The organism is Niabella sp. CPT15-335-S11, assembly GCF_058792415.1.
The window spans coordinates 922844-937473 of record NZ_JBYTEI010000002.1 but is presented as its reverse complement, the minus strand read 5'-3'; the positions used below and the strand labels follow the sequence as shown (position 1 = coordinate 937473).

Annotated in this window: 13 protein-coding genes; 3 read left to right on the top strand and 10 right to left on the bottom strand. The window is 45.8% G+C overall.

Annotation, left to right across the window (positions count from 1 at the left end; translation table 11 throughout):
* Positions 1-127 precede the first annotated feature (127 nt).
* Entirely contained in the window at positions 128-1396 is a 1269-nt protein-coding gene (odhB, locus tag AC3WS5_RS10285; protein ID WP_492467286.1) for a 2-oxoglutarate dehydrogenase complex dihydrolipoyllysine-residue succinyltransferase, read from the top strand.
* A gap of 126 nt (positions 1397-1522) precedes the next feature.
* Here the strand turns inward: odhB and AC3WS5_RS10280 are convergent, their stop codons facing one another.
* The 10 genes from AC3WS5_RS10280 to AC3WS5_RS10235 all read right to left on the bottom strand — a co-directional run bounded on the left by AC3WS5_RS10280 (position 1523) and on the right by AC3WS5_RS10235 (position 10486).
* Positions 1523-1732 carry a putative signal transducing protein gene (locus tag AC3WS5_RS10280; RefSeq protein ID WP_492467285.1) on the bottom strand — a complete coding sequence of 70 codons (210 nt, stop codon included), beginning with the start codon at positions 1730-1732 and terminating at the stop codon, positions 1523-1525.
* Between the two features lie 51 nt (positions 1733-1783).
* The gene (plsX, locus tag AC3WS5_RS10275; protein ID WP_492467283.1) at positions 1784-2734 is read right to left on the bottom strand and encodes a phosphate acyltransferase PlsX; all 951 of its coding nucleotides are present in this window, start codon (positions 2732-2734) and stop codon (positions 1784-1786) included.
* Between the two features lie 100 nt (positions 2735-2834).
* The gene (gene rpmF, locus AC3WS5_RS10270; protein WP_492467282.1) at positions 2835-3029 is read right to left on the bottom strand and encodes a 50S ribosomal protein L32; all 195 of its coding nucleotides are present in this window, start codon (positions 3027-3029) and stop codon (positions 2835-2837) included.
* A gap of 68 nt (positions 3030-3097) precedes the next feature.
* On the bottom strand, positions 3098-3646 hold the full coding sequence (locus AC3WS5_RS10265) for a YceD family protein (protein WP_492467281.1): 549 nt from the start codon (positions 3644-3646) through the stop codon (positions 3098-3100).
* Between the two features lie 124 nt (positions 3647-3770).
* The gene (locus tag AC3WS5_RS10260) at positions 3771-5924 is read right to left on the bottom strand and encodes a pyridoxal phosphate-dependent decarboxylase family protein (RefSeq protein ID WP_492467279.1); all 2154 of its coding nucleotides are present in this window, start codon (positions 5922-5924) and stop codon (positions 3771-3773) included.
* 109 nt (positions 5925-6033) lie between these two features.
* Positions 6034-6519, bottom strand: a complete 486-nt coding sequence (locus AC3WS5_RS10255) for a CAP domain-containing protein (RefSeq protein WP_492467278.1) — start codon at positions 6517-6519, stop codon at positions 6034-6036.
* A gap of 31 nt (positions 6520-6550) precedes the next feature.
* On the bottom strand, positions 6551-7849 hold the full coding sequence (locus tag AC3WS5_RS10250; RefSeq protein WP_492467276.1) for a radical SAM family protein: 1299 nt from the start codon (positions 7847-7849) through the stop codon (positions 6551-6553).
* Positions 7846-8406 (bottom strand): hypothetical protein, encoded by a 561-nt coding sequence (locus tag AC3WS5_RS10245; protein WP_492467275.1) that lies wholly within the window; start codon positions 8404-8406, stop codon positions 7846-7848. Before AC3WS5_RS10245 ends, AC3WS5_RS10250 begins: the two co-directional genes overlap by 4 nt.
* Before the next feature lie 83 nt (positions 8407-8489).
* Entirely contained in the window at positions 8490-9530 is a 1041-nt protein-coding gene (locus AC3WS5_RS10240) for an agmatinase family protein (RefSeq protein WP_492467274.1), read from the bottom strand.
* Positions 9531-10255: 725 nt separating this feature from the next.
* Positions 10256-10486: a helix-turn-helix domain-containing protein gene (locus AC3WS5_RS10235; RefSeq protein WP_492467273.1), complete on the bottom strand. Its 231-nt coding sequence runs from the start codon at positions 10484-10486 to the stop codon at positions 10256-10258.
* A gap of 876 nt (positions 10487-11362) precedes the next feature.
* Between AC3WS5_RS10235 and AC3WS5_RS10230 the strand changes: the two genes are divergently transcribed.
* Entirely contained in the window at positions 11363-12562 is a 1200-nt protein-coding gene (locus AC3WS5_RS10230; RefSeq protein WP_492467272.1) for a hypothetical protein, read from the top strand.
* 19 nt (positions 12563-12581) lie between these two features.
* On the top strand, positions 12582-14420 hold the full coding sequence (locus AC3WS5_RS10225) for a beta-L-arabinofuranosidase domain-containing protein (RefSeq protein WP_492467271.1): 1839 nt from the start codon (positions 12582-12584) through the stop codon (positions 14418-14420).
* The last annotated feature ends 210 nt before the right edge of the window (positions 14421-14630 follow it).

The following is a 14630-nucleotide window of genomic DNA, read 5'->3' as shown; positions in this document are numbered from 1 at the left end:
CTTTTTGATTCACAACCGTCTGTTAATAAAAACGTTTATCCGGAAGAAAAGAAATACTGATAAATAGTCCGGCGCCCCTAATATTCACATTTTTAATGTAATTTGCCGCAACCCAAATAAACACACTATGGCAATTGAAATCAAAGTCCCCGAAGTAGGAGAATCGATTAATGAGGTGACCCTCCTGAAATGGATCCGGCACAGCGGCGATTACGTGGAACGGGATGAAGTCATAGCTGAACTTGAAAGTGAGAAAGCGACATTTGAAGTGAATGCTGAAAAAGCCGGCCTCCTTTCGGCCGTGGTAAAAGAGGGTGATGATCTCAAGGTGGGTGACGTCCTGGCTACGATTGATGATACGGCACCCAGACCGGAAAAACCGGCAGAACAAGAAGCGGGGACAACCGCCGAAAAAAGCGTAGAAACAACCAGTGCCGGCATTGAAAAAACTTTAACTGCGGCTACGATTACCGAAGCAGACAAACCGATCCAGAAGCCCGCTGAACATATAAAGGCCACACCAGTGGCATCTGCAATTCTGGCGGATAAGCATGTCGACCCTAAGCAAATCCAGCCTACAGGCTTCCAGGGAAAAATTATCAAGGAAGATGTGCTGTCTGCCCTGAGCAACGCGGGTAAAAAACCTTTTACAGGATCGGAGCTGTTCTCCAGGAACGAGCGGCTTGAAAAAATGACGAACCTGCGAAAGACGATCAGCCGCAGGTTGGTGGAAGCAAAGAATTCCACGGCTATGCTCACCACTTTTAATGAGGTGGATATGTCCGCGATCATGGCCATCAGAACTAAATACAAGGAAAAGTTCAAGGAAATTCATGGCGTAGGGCTTGGGTTCATGAGTTTCTTCGCAAAAGCCTGCTCTATCGCGCTCGCCGAGTGGCCTAATGTAAATTCGCGCATTGAAGGAGATCAGGTCCTTTATCACGAATATGCTGATATCAGCATAGCAGTCAGCACACCCCGTGGCCTGACGGTACCTGTGATCCGGAATGTAGAAAGCCTGGGTATGGCGGACATCGAAAGGCGGGTTCTTGAACTGGCCGGAAAGGCCAGAGACAGCAAGCTTACAACTGAAGACCTTACGGGTGGTACTTTTACAATTACCAACGGTGGCGTATTCGGTTCCCTGATGAGCACACCGATCATTAATATACCACAGAGTGCTATCCTGGGTATGCACAAGATTGAAGAAAGGCCTGTGGCTTTGGGGGGACAGGTAGTCATCCGCCCCATGATGTACGTTGCGCTCAGCTATGATCACCGACTTGTGGACGGGCGGGAATCCGTGAGTTTCCTGGTCAGGGTAAAAGAACTACTGGAGAATCCCACCTTGTTACTTACACAGCAGGATCCGGTTAAGTTATTACTTGAACTGTAAGAGAATCGGGTGACTGGTAGAATAAGGTGTGATTACATACCTGGTTGTGGGGCTGAACTTCACCAAACTTAGCCAACCTGCTGTTCGGCAGAAGCTTCCAGCGATTTTGCATGTTGGAAAAAGTGTTTAGTCCTGAAGGATTTCTACGGCCCGGGCATAGTCTGATTGAAAAACCCGTACTTCTACTCCGGCCAGAGGCGAAAGTCCAATCACATTCATGTCATCTACGACAGCCTGGATGCCGGCTTCTTCCAGCTTTTCTTTTGCTGAGGTTGCCGCGGCAATATCGGTAAAGACCTTGGCCACAACAATATCTTCTTCCTTATGAGTTGTCATAATCGTCCGGTTTTATCTTTAAAATTAAGGATTTATTTTCAGATCCTGGATTCAATAATCACTGCAAATAGCTTCCTTCACTTTTCCCAGCACATTTGTGTTGAGCATTTTGCCGGCGCCATCGATCATGTTGGAAAATGCGATACTGTGGGAAATGCCATGGCCGATGATCACGGGTTTTTCTACGCCCAATACGGGTGTTCCGCCATATAATTCAAAATTGAAGCGGTTAAAATAGGTGTTATCAATAGCTTCTTTTACAGCAATATCGTACAGGGATTCGGCCAGTTTCAAAATAATATTACCGGTAAATCCATCGCAAACCATGACGTCTGCCTTATCTGTGAAGGCATCGCGGCCTTCTATATTACCAATAAAATTGATGGCTTTATTATCTTTCAACAACGGATAGGTCGCCTGCATCAACAGGTTTCCCTTACCTTCTTCTTCACCCACGTTCAGCAATCCCACTTTTGGATTTTTCACGCCAAGTATTGTCTCGGAGTATACGGAACCCATAACGGCAAACTGGTTCAGTTGCTCTGGTTTGCAATCTGAATTAATGCCTACGTCCAAAAGCAGTCCGGTACCGCCATTTTGTTTAGGTATAAATGAAGAAATAGTTGGCCTTAGCACACCGTCTACGGCGCGTATGCTGAACATGGCGCCCACCAGCATCGCTCCGGTGTTGCCCGCGCTGAGGAAGGCGTCGGTCTTACCTTCGGCGAGGTAGTGAAAACCTATTGAAATGGACGAGTCTGTTTTTTCTTTCAACGCCCGGGTAGGGTGTTCGTGCATGTCAATTTCCTGGGTCGTATGCACCAGGGTGATCCTGTCCTGCGGTACATCATACTGATCCAACAGTTTCCGGCAAACAGTCATATCGCCGAAAAGGGTGAGCTGAAGACCCTTACGGCCGTGGGCAGAAAAGTATTCTTTGACGCCTTTGACGGCTTCCAGCGGGGCGTAGTCCCCCCCCATCATATCAATTCCAATGTTCATAAGCACGCGAACACCTTAAAATTAAAAAATCCCAAATACAGCCAACTTTGGTTGGTTATGTAATTGGAATTAAAGGTAATGTATAATGAATTAAAGGCGCTCAGGCTTTGTTGGGAGCTTTTTCTGCAACAACTTTACCCTTGTACATTAACTTACCCTCGCTCACATGAGCACGATGGCGCAGGTGCGTTTCGCCCGTAGTGGAGTCAGTAGATAAAGTGGCGGCTGTTGCCTTATAATGGGTTCTGCGTTTTGCACTTCTTTGCTGACTATGTCTGCGTTTGGGATTTGGCATAACTTATATATTAAAAATAAAAAACTAGACTAAAATTGTTAATTGATCGTTCAATATCTGGAAATTCCTTACTCCAGGTTTTTGAATTGTTCTAATCCTTTCCATACCGGGTTGGAAGTCTGCGTGTTTGATTGCGAAACATCCAGATTTTTCAATTTTTCGATTGCTTCGCGGTTACACTGGGGTCCATCAGCATTTTCATATCCACAGGTTTTGTGCATGGGTATGCTCAGGTTGATGAATTCATAAATCCAGTTTTCCAGGTTAAGATGACTCTCTCCCCGGCTGATATAATACACATCGGGGTCTCCTTCTTCGTCATTCAGCTTCTCGGGTTCATCAGCTATTTTTACAGTAACCTTAAAATCGTCCCAGAGTGGAAGGGTGATATTGCTATTGCAGCGGTCACAGGCAACCTCCAACTGCCCGCCGATCTCAAAGGTCAACTGCAGGAAACTACTTTTTTTGTCGAGCATCACTTTGATCTGTACGCTGCAATGGTGAAAATCCTGTTGTTGAAAGGACTCAAAGAACTTATCCGTAATATCATAGCTGAAAGTATGGATACCCGGTTTCAGACCCACAAAAGCGATATCGTATTCCCTTCTCCCAGCCATTGTTCAATTAACTATTCACTAATACTGTTCAGTTATTCACTAAAACAGAGTGTGCGAAGGTAATAAATTTTCTTCAAACAGGCAGTATTTTGTAAAAATTAAAGATGCCCGGGCTTTGGAACGATTACTCTTCGTTTAATATATCCCTCGTATAGCGGTGCATCGTGAGCAGAAAGTCCATCAGATAATCCATTCCTGCACGCTCTGCGGTGAAATACCAGGGGTTCATCAGCGTGGACCTAAGGACCATGATCCCTTTGTCCAGGTACTGTTCCCTTGAAATATTGAATCGATGAAGCAGCCTTTCGATCGATTCCGGTGCGTATTGGGAACTGTCGATCCAGGTTTTCGAAACAAAATATTCCAATGCATGGGGCGTTTTTTTAGGGCTGTGACTCTTGATGGTCAATCTGCCGTATAGCGTCTCGTTGAGTTGATTCAGCGCCGCTAGGGAAACCGTTTTTTCCTGGAGCGCGCCATCGTGCCATTGCAGGGGTACAACTACAAAGCAGACCACATTCGTGTCGGAGGGGTCGTAAACCAGCCTGAAAGTAAACGGGAATTCGCAGAAAGCGTCTTTCCCGTAAATCAATTCCTCTATTTTTTTAAATAAAGACCTGTGTAGATTCAGGTACTTACTAAATTTCCGGGCATTGAGCAGGGAGGTTCTGATGATTTTGCCATGGCCAAAGGTTTCCAGGGGGATCGTTTTATGTGCCAGCCAGGCCGCCGCCGCTGCTGCTCCCGGTTTCGAACCTTCCAGGATATAGGGTCCGATTGCATCAATTTCGCCAGGCTCGTTGATCGGCCGGACGCCCTTTTGCTCATCGGAAATATAGGGCGCCTTCTGAGCGATCAACTCGGTGACTACGCCGTTCTTGAAAGCGACAATACCACAGGGATAGGGGATATAGCCCATTTTATGCGGATCGATGGTGATTGAGTCCGCATCGGGCATTGCCAGGAAAGCTTTGTACAGGCCGGGGTCGTCCCAACGGATCGTGGACCTGATACCGGTATCGTGGCCCATTATCCTGACGGGAAACTCTTCAGCTACGTTGAGTACTTCAATATACCGGTTACAAACTTCATCCAGATGGCCATGTCCCGATTTGTCTTTCAGATCCGGGTGGGAAAAGAGGCTCCGGAAGTAACCGCCCCAGGCGGCATCCACGTGGATCCAGAAAGACCGGTTGTGGTCACTGTGAAAGTCATCCCGGATGAATTTGATTTCATGGATCGGATCTACTGCCCCCTCTTCGGTTGTTCCGGCTGTGGCTATGACACACGCGGTATAATATTCCGGCGGCTGATTTTCCAGCATTTCCCTTAGTGCCGTGGTATTCATTCTGAAATGCGAGTCCACCGGTACAAGCACTACGGAGTTTTCGCCGTAACCCAGCAGGTTTGCCGCCTTTTTTATAGAGTAGTGCGCGGCTTCCGAGACGTAGATCCGCGGTTGCATTCCGATTTCTTTTAGAATATTATGCAGGCCGGTATTATTGATATTGAATCTGCTCTGTCTGAAAAACTGATTCAGTCTGGCCAGCCTTTCAGCTGCTAGTTCGGGAGTACTGTCTTTCAGGTAGGAGGCTAGTCTCCTGACCATAAAAATGGCATCCCATGGCTTGAGGGAAATAAGACCGGGAAAATCCATTTCCCGTATATCGATATTATCACCATTTGGTGTTTTTATTTGATAGCCGATATCTTCGCGCATACAAAACTCCCACACCATCAGCGGGTTAAATTGTGCGGTTCTTGCCACCCACAGGGCTTCGGTATTGGCGATCGTGCCGCCCGATGTGATATGTGCCCAGGCGGTATGCGGGTTATATCCCAGCATTTCGGCCACCATTTTACCCACTTCCAGCTCAAGCGGAACGGTTATCGGAGCGGCCTCATAGGTAACATTGTTGGGATTATACAGCATACCCGCGAAGTATCCGAGAACGGAAGGCAGGGTTTGCTCACTCAGCATATGGGCGGCGTACCTCGGCGAAAAGAACGGAAAATGGGATTTTAGCTGGTTCAACACGGCGTCCACTTCAGTGGTCAGTTTGTCGAACCAATGGTCGTGGCTTCGCCTCGTGATGCGGTTGACAATGATCGGGTCGTCGGGGAAATAATTTCTGCGCCAGTGCACATAATCCTGAAAAATGTAGTCGATCATTTCCCCCCAAATACTGGCATGTTCCGCTTTCGGTCCAAGGAACCAGGCGGCCAGCGGGTCGTTGTGCCCGTTATCAAACGGAGAATCTGACGTTGTATGGCTCATGAATTTTACTTTCGGGTCTCATAACATTGCATGGATGATACCGTCAACTGGCAAACAGGTAATCCTTAGCAAGTTACCAAATTTTACACAAAGAAAGCTATTAGAAAATTCAATAAGGAGCAGCAAATACCTCGGTCCAATACGCACCTGATCGGGCCGCGCCCATTTCAGTAGCATTGCGGTTCATAATATTCCGGCAGTGCCCAGGGCTCCTCAGCCAGCTTCTCATCACTTCAGCCGCGCTGGACTGTCCGGCTGCTACATTTTCGGCGTAGAAACTCCACCGATAGCCTGTTGCTGTGATCCTGGTTCCCGGATTGGAACCCCTGTTCCCGCTGTGGCCCATTCTTTTTGCCCGGTTCATGTAATCCGATTGATTTTTTGCGGCGGCAGCCAGCTTGCTATTCCATTTTAGTTTAGGGACGGCTGGCATGTAGGTGGAGCCGCATCGGCATCCTTTTGTCCGGGCCTCATTGACAAGGTCAAGCAACGACGATGGATTGGCTGAAGCCGTCGTGCGACCTGCCGGCATCCGGGCAGGCGTGCAGGAAACGAAGGCGGTCAGGCTCAGTACCAGGAGGATATTAGGCTTCATGCGGAAAAAACTTTTTGAGGGTTAGAGGAGATTAATGCGCGAAATCGGCTTCAAAACGCCCGCGGATCCGTTCGATAGGTGGATTAAAATACCCAAATTTCAAATCGGGAAACTCTTCCCGGATCAATTGCATTAGTTGCCCTACGCCCAGGCGCTTCCCGGTTTCTGTAATACCAATTTTTCGCAGATACCAATCGGGGTCAATATTGAAATTACGCCATTGGATCATCCGCAGGCCGGTCGCTGAGATCAGCTTCCGCAGGGCTTCATATTCATCTATCGCGTCGGTCATGCCCGGGAATACGAAATAATTCAGGGATGTCCATCCGCCGGCGTCCCTGACTATTTTCAGGCTTTCCACCACATCCCCGAAGGTATAATTATTCGGGCGGTAATAGGGGGTGTAAATTTCTTCTCTGGCGCTGTTCGTGCTGACCCTGATTGAATTCAATCCCGCCACGCACAGGCGTTTTACCGCATCCGGTTTAGACCCGTTGGTATTTATATTGATGCTGCCTCTCGGCGTGTGTTTCCTGATCTCCAAAATTGCTTTTTCAATGGTCGCCCACATCAGCAGCGGCTCACCTTCGCAGCCCTGTCCAAAACTGATGATCGGGTAGGGCGCTTCGGTCAGATGGGGAACGGAAAACTCCACAATTTCTTCTACCGTGGGCCGGAATGCGAGTCGTTCCTGGTTTGAAACGATCGGTTCTTCATCCGGCTGCAATGAAATACATCCCACACAATTTGCATTGCAGGCAGATGATACGGGTACCGGGCATTCCCATCGACCCATAAAATAATTCCGGGCAGCGGGGCAGTGGTAGGTCAGTGCGCAATTTTCAGCCAGGTGTTTGACCAGCCTGTTTGCCGGATAGGCCTTTGTAAGGTATTCAACGCCATCTTCAACTTTATGAACGTCAAAACCATCGCATTCCTGGCGGATGTCCTGCTCGATTCTTACGGCCGGCACATAGAATTTTCCCTCCAGCCAGCCTGCTGCGGTATAGCAAAACAAGGGCAGTACGGGTGCGGAGGCCTCTGTTTCGTAGGCCGATAAATAAAAGCCGGTATGAGCGGGTGGAATAAAAGCGGCAACGGCCCATCCTTTCGTGCATAACCGCATCTCACCCGTCTTTACATCTATTCCGATACCTCGTCTGCCTGGTAACTCGTAGAGCGACCCACCTTCCGGCAGCGGGATCCATGCTGAATCCGGTACGGGGAGGGCATCCCAGCCTGACCGGCCGGTTACATACAGGGTGGTGTCTTCAAAAATGTTGCCTTTTCCGTCGGAATACAGAATATAGGGTGATTGTGATAAACTCATTTTGTCAAATGCTTCCCGCAAAATTCGTTAAATTCTTTTTCATCAGCGAATTGTTCTGAATCCTGGATATTATGCTGATAGATTTTATTGTTTTTACAGTCGATGGTCAGTATATCATCTTTCAGCATCACGTTGTTGAGGTCCGACCAGGGGATAGATTTTTTCGGGAAAGAGGGATATTCCACCAGGTATTCATGAAAATAGATGATCAGCTTCCTTTTGGAGACGGTGTACAGGAACCAGAGTAGTATGTTCGCCGCGAAGGCCCAGTTAACCCCATACCTGATCCAGAATACGCCGTAGGCCAGCATCAGTAGACCAAGCGGGAATAGTTGCTTACCCTTTTTATGATTGCGGATGTCGAGCAGGAGCAAAATCAGCCAGACGCCCAATTGAATTCCGGCCTGCATGAGATAACCCCCGTTTTTAGCCAGAACCATGGACACCATCAGCAGGTTCAGCAACAGGATTCCATAAGCAAATGCCTGGTAGATCTGAATTTTTCGGTTTGGCAGGGCGAAAGTATATGCTATTTTTCCGGCGCTCTCCTGGGACATAGTGGGGGTTTTTATAAATGGTGACAGAATCCGGGTCAGTGCTATCCTGGGACCCCGGTGTATAACGGGGCGGGACTGGCAGGTCATTTGCTGCTTGCCAGCAGATTGCAGAGTGTATATAACGCCCTGGCGCCCACATTGGCGTTCCAATCGGTATCACCGCTGCCTACTTCCACCAGGTCAAACCCAATGATCTGCCGGCCACTTTCCAGAACTTTTTTGAATAAATAGAACACTGCGTCCAGCTCAAACCCGCCCGGTACAGGCGTTCCGGTATCGGGGCATAATTTCGGATCCAGTCCGTCTATATCAAAACTGATATGCACTTTTTGAGGAAGTTGCCCGATTATTTCTTCAACGATATGTTTAAAGGTATCCCCGTTGAACTGCCGCTCTTTGATTTCTTTATCGAAATAGGTAATAACGCGGTAATTGCTGTTTTTGATAAATTCCCATTCGTCCTGTCCGAAATCGCGGACGCCGACCTGCATTAGGTGTGTAATATTAGGAATCTCTTTGAGGGCGTTATACATGATGCTGGCGTGTGAGAATTGGAAACCTTCAAAACTCTCTCTGAGGTCACAGTGGGCGTCGACCATCAGGATACCAAAAGATTCATGTTTTTGGGCCAGTGCTTTGTACAGCCCGAAAGGCGTGCTATGGTCGCCTCCCAGCAATCCCACCAGTTTTCCGTTATTTAAATATTCAATGGCCTGCTGGTACACCCAGTTATTAAAGAACAGGCTGCCATCGTTGATTTCCCGGATTGTTTTTTGCATAAACTGGTTGTCTGCCAGGCGTCCTCCCTTCGAAATATAATCGATATACAATTCAGCTTCTTTTCGCAGGTAGTCGCTTTTGAGCAGGATTTTCCGGTCGGATGGAACCAGATAATAGCCGCGTTTCCAGGCATCAGGCATATCGGCGTCATACAGATCCACCTGCAGACTGGCCTTCAGAATGGCTTCGGGGGCGCGGGAGGTACCGGCTCCGTAGCTTACGGTCACTTCCCAGGGAGCGTTGATGATGATAAGATCGGCATTTTCTTCGGTACTGGGAAGTCCGAAAATATTATAATTGGGGTTCGCGACGCTGTTCTGGTCAAAATTATTCAGGTCTAACATCTACGGTTAATATTTTACATTTCAAGTTACAGGGCGTGGTCGCGCCCCTGGGACTTTCATTTTTCCAGGATTGGAAAGTAAAGAGCCGTGTGCAAAATTACTCCCGGAAATTGCAATAGCCAAATTGGAATGCATTCGGCAACCGGGTAGGCAGGTTTGTGCACCCTGCCTGCTGCTTCATCCACGGGCACGAAGAGGCTCAAGCTAGGTTGCCAGAGCTTGACTGCAAGTCTGGGCCGACCGGGATGGAATATCCCGGCATTGGCCGACAGTAACTCTCCTGCTTTTTCTACCTGAAGTATTGGGATGCAAATTCGGGATACTTTTACGTATACACATAAGTACATATGCATTTATACGTATATATATCATCTTACCTGCGTCGGGATTCCAGATTAAATTCAGGATAATCCTTATGTATATCTCAAAAGAAAGTCGGTCTCGCTAGCACTTACGATTGGTTTGAAGGCAATACCAGAAAGCTGCTTCACTACAGACGGGCATCGAAGGAAGCCTGTATCTGTGCAAAGTGTATAGTCGGTAATGAATGAATTGACTTTAAACCCCGTGCTATTACTTTTGATTCAACACGGACAGTATCAGATTCGGTTTGAGTGGCAACAATCTTGCTGTTCTCTTGTTTAGTTGATTTTAGCTGCTTCCGTTAAGTTGCTCCCTGAATACGAGTAATCTGAAATTTTGGTAGGGGGAGATCTAATAGTTTTCTACGTGGGGGAGTCAGGCTGGTTCCCGGGGGAATTTATCTCGTCGTCCCAAAAGTCAACCGGGGAAACACTAAGAATTTCGCAGATCACTGGAATCAGGCCTGCCGGCAAGGTCGTCTGGCCATTTTCCAATCTGCAGTAGGCGCTTTGACTTTTAAAAAGCTTGTCAGCCATTTGGGCTTGAGACAAATTCTTTGCCAGACGAAGTTTCCGAAGTCGTAAATGAGGCATGGCAATTCAAATTTAATTTGACAATATTGGTTTAGAAAATTATGTGCTAACCGTTATAATATTGCAATATACGTTATTTTTTAGCGGTTTCCAAGGAATCAACAATAAATATTACTTTGTATTCAATAATAACATTGATTTATTCAGTTTTTGCATAATATTTTTGTGAATTAACATCAGAAATAATAAAATCGAGTGGTTATATCTTCCCAAAAATCTCTCGGGTGTTCTTTCTATATTGTTTCGAAAATATGCGCCAATGAATAGCCGCATGATGAGTTTTACATTTAACATCAGTTTTTCGTCAAGTTTAGTATATATTTTAATAAATGAGATTTGCGGTCAATGCAAAGTAGTTTTGCACTTCGCAATATAAGAGCCAACGCGAATTAAATACATATTAATAATAATATATTTATTTTTAAATTATGAATATTGCCCCAATTGCTACTTTTAGTTCCTACGGTTTTTTGGGAGGAGGTCGAACCATGCCCCCGCCAGAGCTGCCTTCTATATACCTGCCAGGCGTGCATATCTGTTTTATAGACTGACAAAGAACAAAAAGTAATAATGAAAAATGACATTAGGCAGAGTGGGAGCCTCTGGATTTAACGACCATGAGAGTACAGGACAGTCGTGACATTTATATCGTTTAGCTTTAGCAAAAGTTTGGCAGGCCATTAAAACAACGATTTCGTCCATTTGTGGAGTATGTTATTTCCTATTTTGTACGTCAATAAATGTTTTGCCACAAACGTTTTCAGAGGTCGACGGATTACGCTGGCCGAGTCAGATTGCATGGATCGGAGTATTAATGAAGATGTAGCTCCCTGGGGGATGCATTAATTTATTATACCAAGCGAAATAAACCAATGTATGAAACAAATATTGATTACTGCGGTCTTTATCTCTTTTGCGCTGAGCATTATTGCTCAACAGCCCAAAGCCGTGAAAGAAGAGATTCCGGTTCTTGCCTGGTTTAGTATCCCTTCAGGTCACACGAGTTTGGAGCGGTACAAGGAGCTAAAGGAATCAGGTATTACTCATAGCCTGACTCATGATTTTAAGAATATAAGAGAGCTTCAACATGCATTAAAGATTGCAAATATCGCAGGCGTGAAAATGGTCGTTACCTGTCCCGAACTTTTTAAGGAACCAGAGAAAACGGTAAAAAGGATAATGAAATTTCCGTCGGTGGCCGGCTATTCTATTGTTGATGAGCCTGGTGCCGCTGCTTTTGATTCTTTGGGAAAGTTGGTAAAGAAGATTCGTTCTGTTGATGACAAACATTTTACATATATCAACCTGCTCCCTAATTATTTCGACCCCGTGGGCGCGGGGGTGAGTAACTATGAAGAGTACGTCGACCGATATATTGCTGAAGTCCCAACCCAGTTTTTAAGTTTCGATCACTACCCTATTGTAAATAATTCGCTGCGTGGAACTTTTTACGCTAATTTGGAAATCATCGCTTCAAAAGCAAAGAAAGCAGGGAAGCCATTCTGGGCCTTTGCGTTAACAACCGCTCACGCCCCGTATAAAGTACCAACAGTCGCAGAACTAAGGCTACAGGTGTTTAGCAATCTTGCCTACGGAGCCCAGGGAATCCAATATTTTACTTACTGGCTTCCAGAAGGTACGATCTGGAATTTTCATGAGAGCCCGATCACAAAAGATAGTTCCGGAAAATATCTAAGATCGGTGGTTTACGATAGGATCTGCGTTGTGAACAGAGAAATAAGAGATTTATCTTTTGTTTTTCTGGGCTCAGATATATTGTCCGTCTATCATACCGGAGATGTTTTACCTGCAGGCACCAAAAGACTTGTAGATCTGCCCGACCATGTTAAAAAACTCGAAACGATCGGACAAGGGGCTTTGGTTTCACTGATTAAGAAGAGCGGGGATCATTATCTGGTGATTTTGAACAGAGATTTTACTAATGCAATGCAACTTGATATCGAATTAGACAATTCGGTAAAAAGAGTTTTGAAAGATGGAAGCATTGTGAATGCTGCTGCCTACACAAGTAAGCGGGAGGTTGATCCCGGCGATATAGTTATTTACAAATGGTGATCTGAAAATACTATAAATTATGAAAAAAATATTTTTTTCACTTTTATCCGGGGTCCTATGGCTTTCAGTTTCATCGCAGGTAAGCGATATTTTTACCCCATTACCACCACAATCTGTAAAGCTGACGAGTTATTTCGAAAACGACATTCAAAACTCTATCCAGCACTGGAACTTAGGGGTAGTTCCTTATTCAGGGTTTGTCGATATCTTTCGTAAAGGCCGTTCCTATTTTGCTCAGGGAGAAATGTGGGGAAAAGCCGTTCGTTCCGGCTGTATGTTTTACCGGTATAATAAAAACCCCCAGTTGAAAACCAGATTGCGCAGTACTGTTTATGACCTGATTTCCACAAAACGAAATAACGGAAGTATCAGTGCATCCGAGGATTCAAAACAACCAGAGGGAAAGCTAGGCGATCTTTGGGAACGTAAGTATGTACTATTAGGCCTTGAAGAATATTATGAGAATGTAGAGCAGGACCCCAAGGTGCTCTCTACGCTGATTGAACAGGTTGATTTATTAATCGAGCAAATTGGGGACCCACCAAAAGTTCCCGTGAACGCAGAGGGGTGGAGCCCAAACCACATTGAATCCAGTACTATCCTTGAGCCTGTAATGAGACTATATCGTTTAACAGGGCAAAGGCGCTTCCTCAATTTTGCAACATATATCATATCCGAAGGAGGTGCCAAGGGATATAATATTATTGAGCAGGCCTACAATAATGTGCTGCCCTATGAAATGGGAGGCCCGTATCCCAAAGCTTACGAAATGATGTCGCTATTCGAGGGAATCGCAGATTATTACAGGGTTACCGGCGACCAGTATTGCAAAAAAGCCCTGTTCAATTTATTCAGGAATATTAAAGCGAATGAAATTACTATTATAGGAAACGGCGGTGGCGATCAACCTTATCACCCTGCTGTTTACGGGGAAGCATGGGACAATACCGCAGTGGAACAAACCAATTTGAATATGCAGCGTATGATGGAAACCTGCGTGGGTGTGACATGGCTAAAGCTATGCAGCCATATCTTAAGGTTGAGCGGCGATCCCTCAGCGGTGGACTATATTGAAAAGTACATTTACAACGGGTTGATAGGAGCTATGAAACCTGAGGGAGACGGCTTCAGCTATGTAAATCTTCTAAATGGTGTCAAAACTAATACTAAAGGCTGGGGCGGGACGGTAAACGGGGTGAGCATAACCTGTTGCAATTTAAATGGTCCAATGGGATTAGCTTATATACCATATGTTGCGGTAATGGAATCCAGGAAGGGCCCCGTTATTAATTTGTACAATGCTGCGGAAATTCAAACGAAAACACCATCAGGAAGAGGCCTTGATATTAAAATCGTTTCTGAGTTTCCACGTTCCGGAAAAGTCGAAATTAAGGTGTATCCGAAAAAACAGGAAAAATTCAATTTAGCACTCAGAATTCCGAGTTGGAGTAAAAGAACAGTGTTGCTGGTGAACGGGAAAGAATATCCCGTAACGCCTGGGAAATATAAGGATATTACACGAATCTGGTCGCAGGGCGATAAAATTGAATTGCTACTGGACATGAGGTGCCGTTTGATTGATGCCCCAAAAGGCAGCCAAGCCGGCAGTGAGAATTTTCAGGCACTGACCAGAGGACCTATCGTTTTGGCAAGAGACGAGAACTTGGAAAAGGATTTTGACCAACCCGTCCGGGTTATTTCCAAAAGTGGTTTTGTCAATATTACCAGTGAAAAATCACCTTTATACCGAATGAAATACAAGGTGCCTGTGGTTGGTGGGTTCATTAACATGGTGGATTATTCTTCGGTAAACAATTGGAACGGGAAGCGAGTCTGCACATGGCTGCCAACTAAATAGAAATTTTCGGGGTATCAAAAATTGAATCCGGCAAGCGATGGAAATCTAATCTGGAACGGATACCTCAGCGAACGGTATAGTGCAGAACAGTACAGCACAGGGCAGGATGGATAACCCGATTTCTCGAATTAGTTTTATTCTGTCGAGGATAGCTTGTTGACGATTGTGAGAAACTTCCCAAAAAAATCAGAGCACTTTTAATACATATAA

Coding starts and splice junctions, on each gene's coding strand:
- odhB (WP_492467286.1), top strand. CDS start 128: ATGGCAATTGAAATCAAAGTCCCCGAAGTAGGAGAATCGATTAATGAG.
- AC3WS5_RS10280 (WP_492467285.1), bottom strand. CDS start 1,732: ATGACAACTCATAAGGAAGAAGATATTGTTGTGGCCAAGGTCTTTACC.
- plsX (WP_492467283.1), bottom strand. CDS start 2,734: ATGAACATTGGAATTGATATGATGGGGGGGGACTACGCCCCGCTGGAA.
- rpmF (WP_492467282.1), bottom strand. CDS start 3,029: ATGCCAAATCCCAAACGCAGACATAGTCAGCAAAGAAGTGCAAAACGC.
- AC3WS5_RS10265 (WP_492467281.1), bottom strand. CDS start 3,646: ATGGCTGGGAGAAGGGAATACGATATCGCTTTTGTGGGTCTGAAACCG.
- AC3WS5_RS10260 (WP_492467279.1), bottom strand. CDS start 5,924: ATGAGCCATACAACGTCAGATTCTCCGTTTGATAACGGGCACAACGAC.
- AC3WS5_RS10255 (WP_492467278.1), bottom strand. CDS start 6,519: ATGAAGCCTAATATCCTCCTGGTACTGAGCCTGACCGCCTTCGTTTCC.
- AC3WS5_RS10250 (WP_492467276.1), bottom strand. CDS start 7,849: ATGAGTTTATCACAATCACCCTATATTCTGTATTCCGACGGAAAAGGC.
- AC3WS5_RS10245 (WP_492467275.1), bottom strand. CDS start 8,406: ATGTCCCAGGAGAGCGCCGGAAAAATAGCATATACTTTCGCCCTGCCA.
- AC3WS5_RS10240 (WP_492467274.1), bottom strand. CDS start 9,530: ATGTTAGACCTGAATAATTTTGACCAGAACAGCGTCGCGAACCCCAAT.
- AC3WS5_RS10235 (WP_492467273.1), bottom strand. CDS start 10,486: ATGCCTCATTTACGACTTCGGAAACTTCGTCTGGCAAAGAATTTGTCT.
- AC3WS5_RS10230 (WP_492467272.1), top strand. CDS start 11,363: ATGAAACAAATATTGATTACTGCGGTCTTTATCTCTTTTGCGCTGAGC.
- AC3WS5_RS10225 (WP_492467271.1), top strand. CDS start 12,582: ATGAAAAAAATATTTTTTTCACTTTTATCCGGGGTCCTATGGCTTTCA.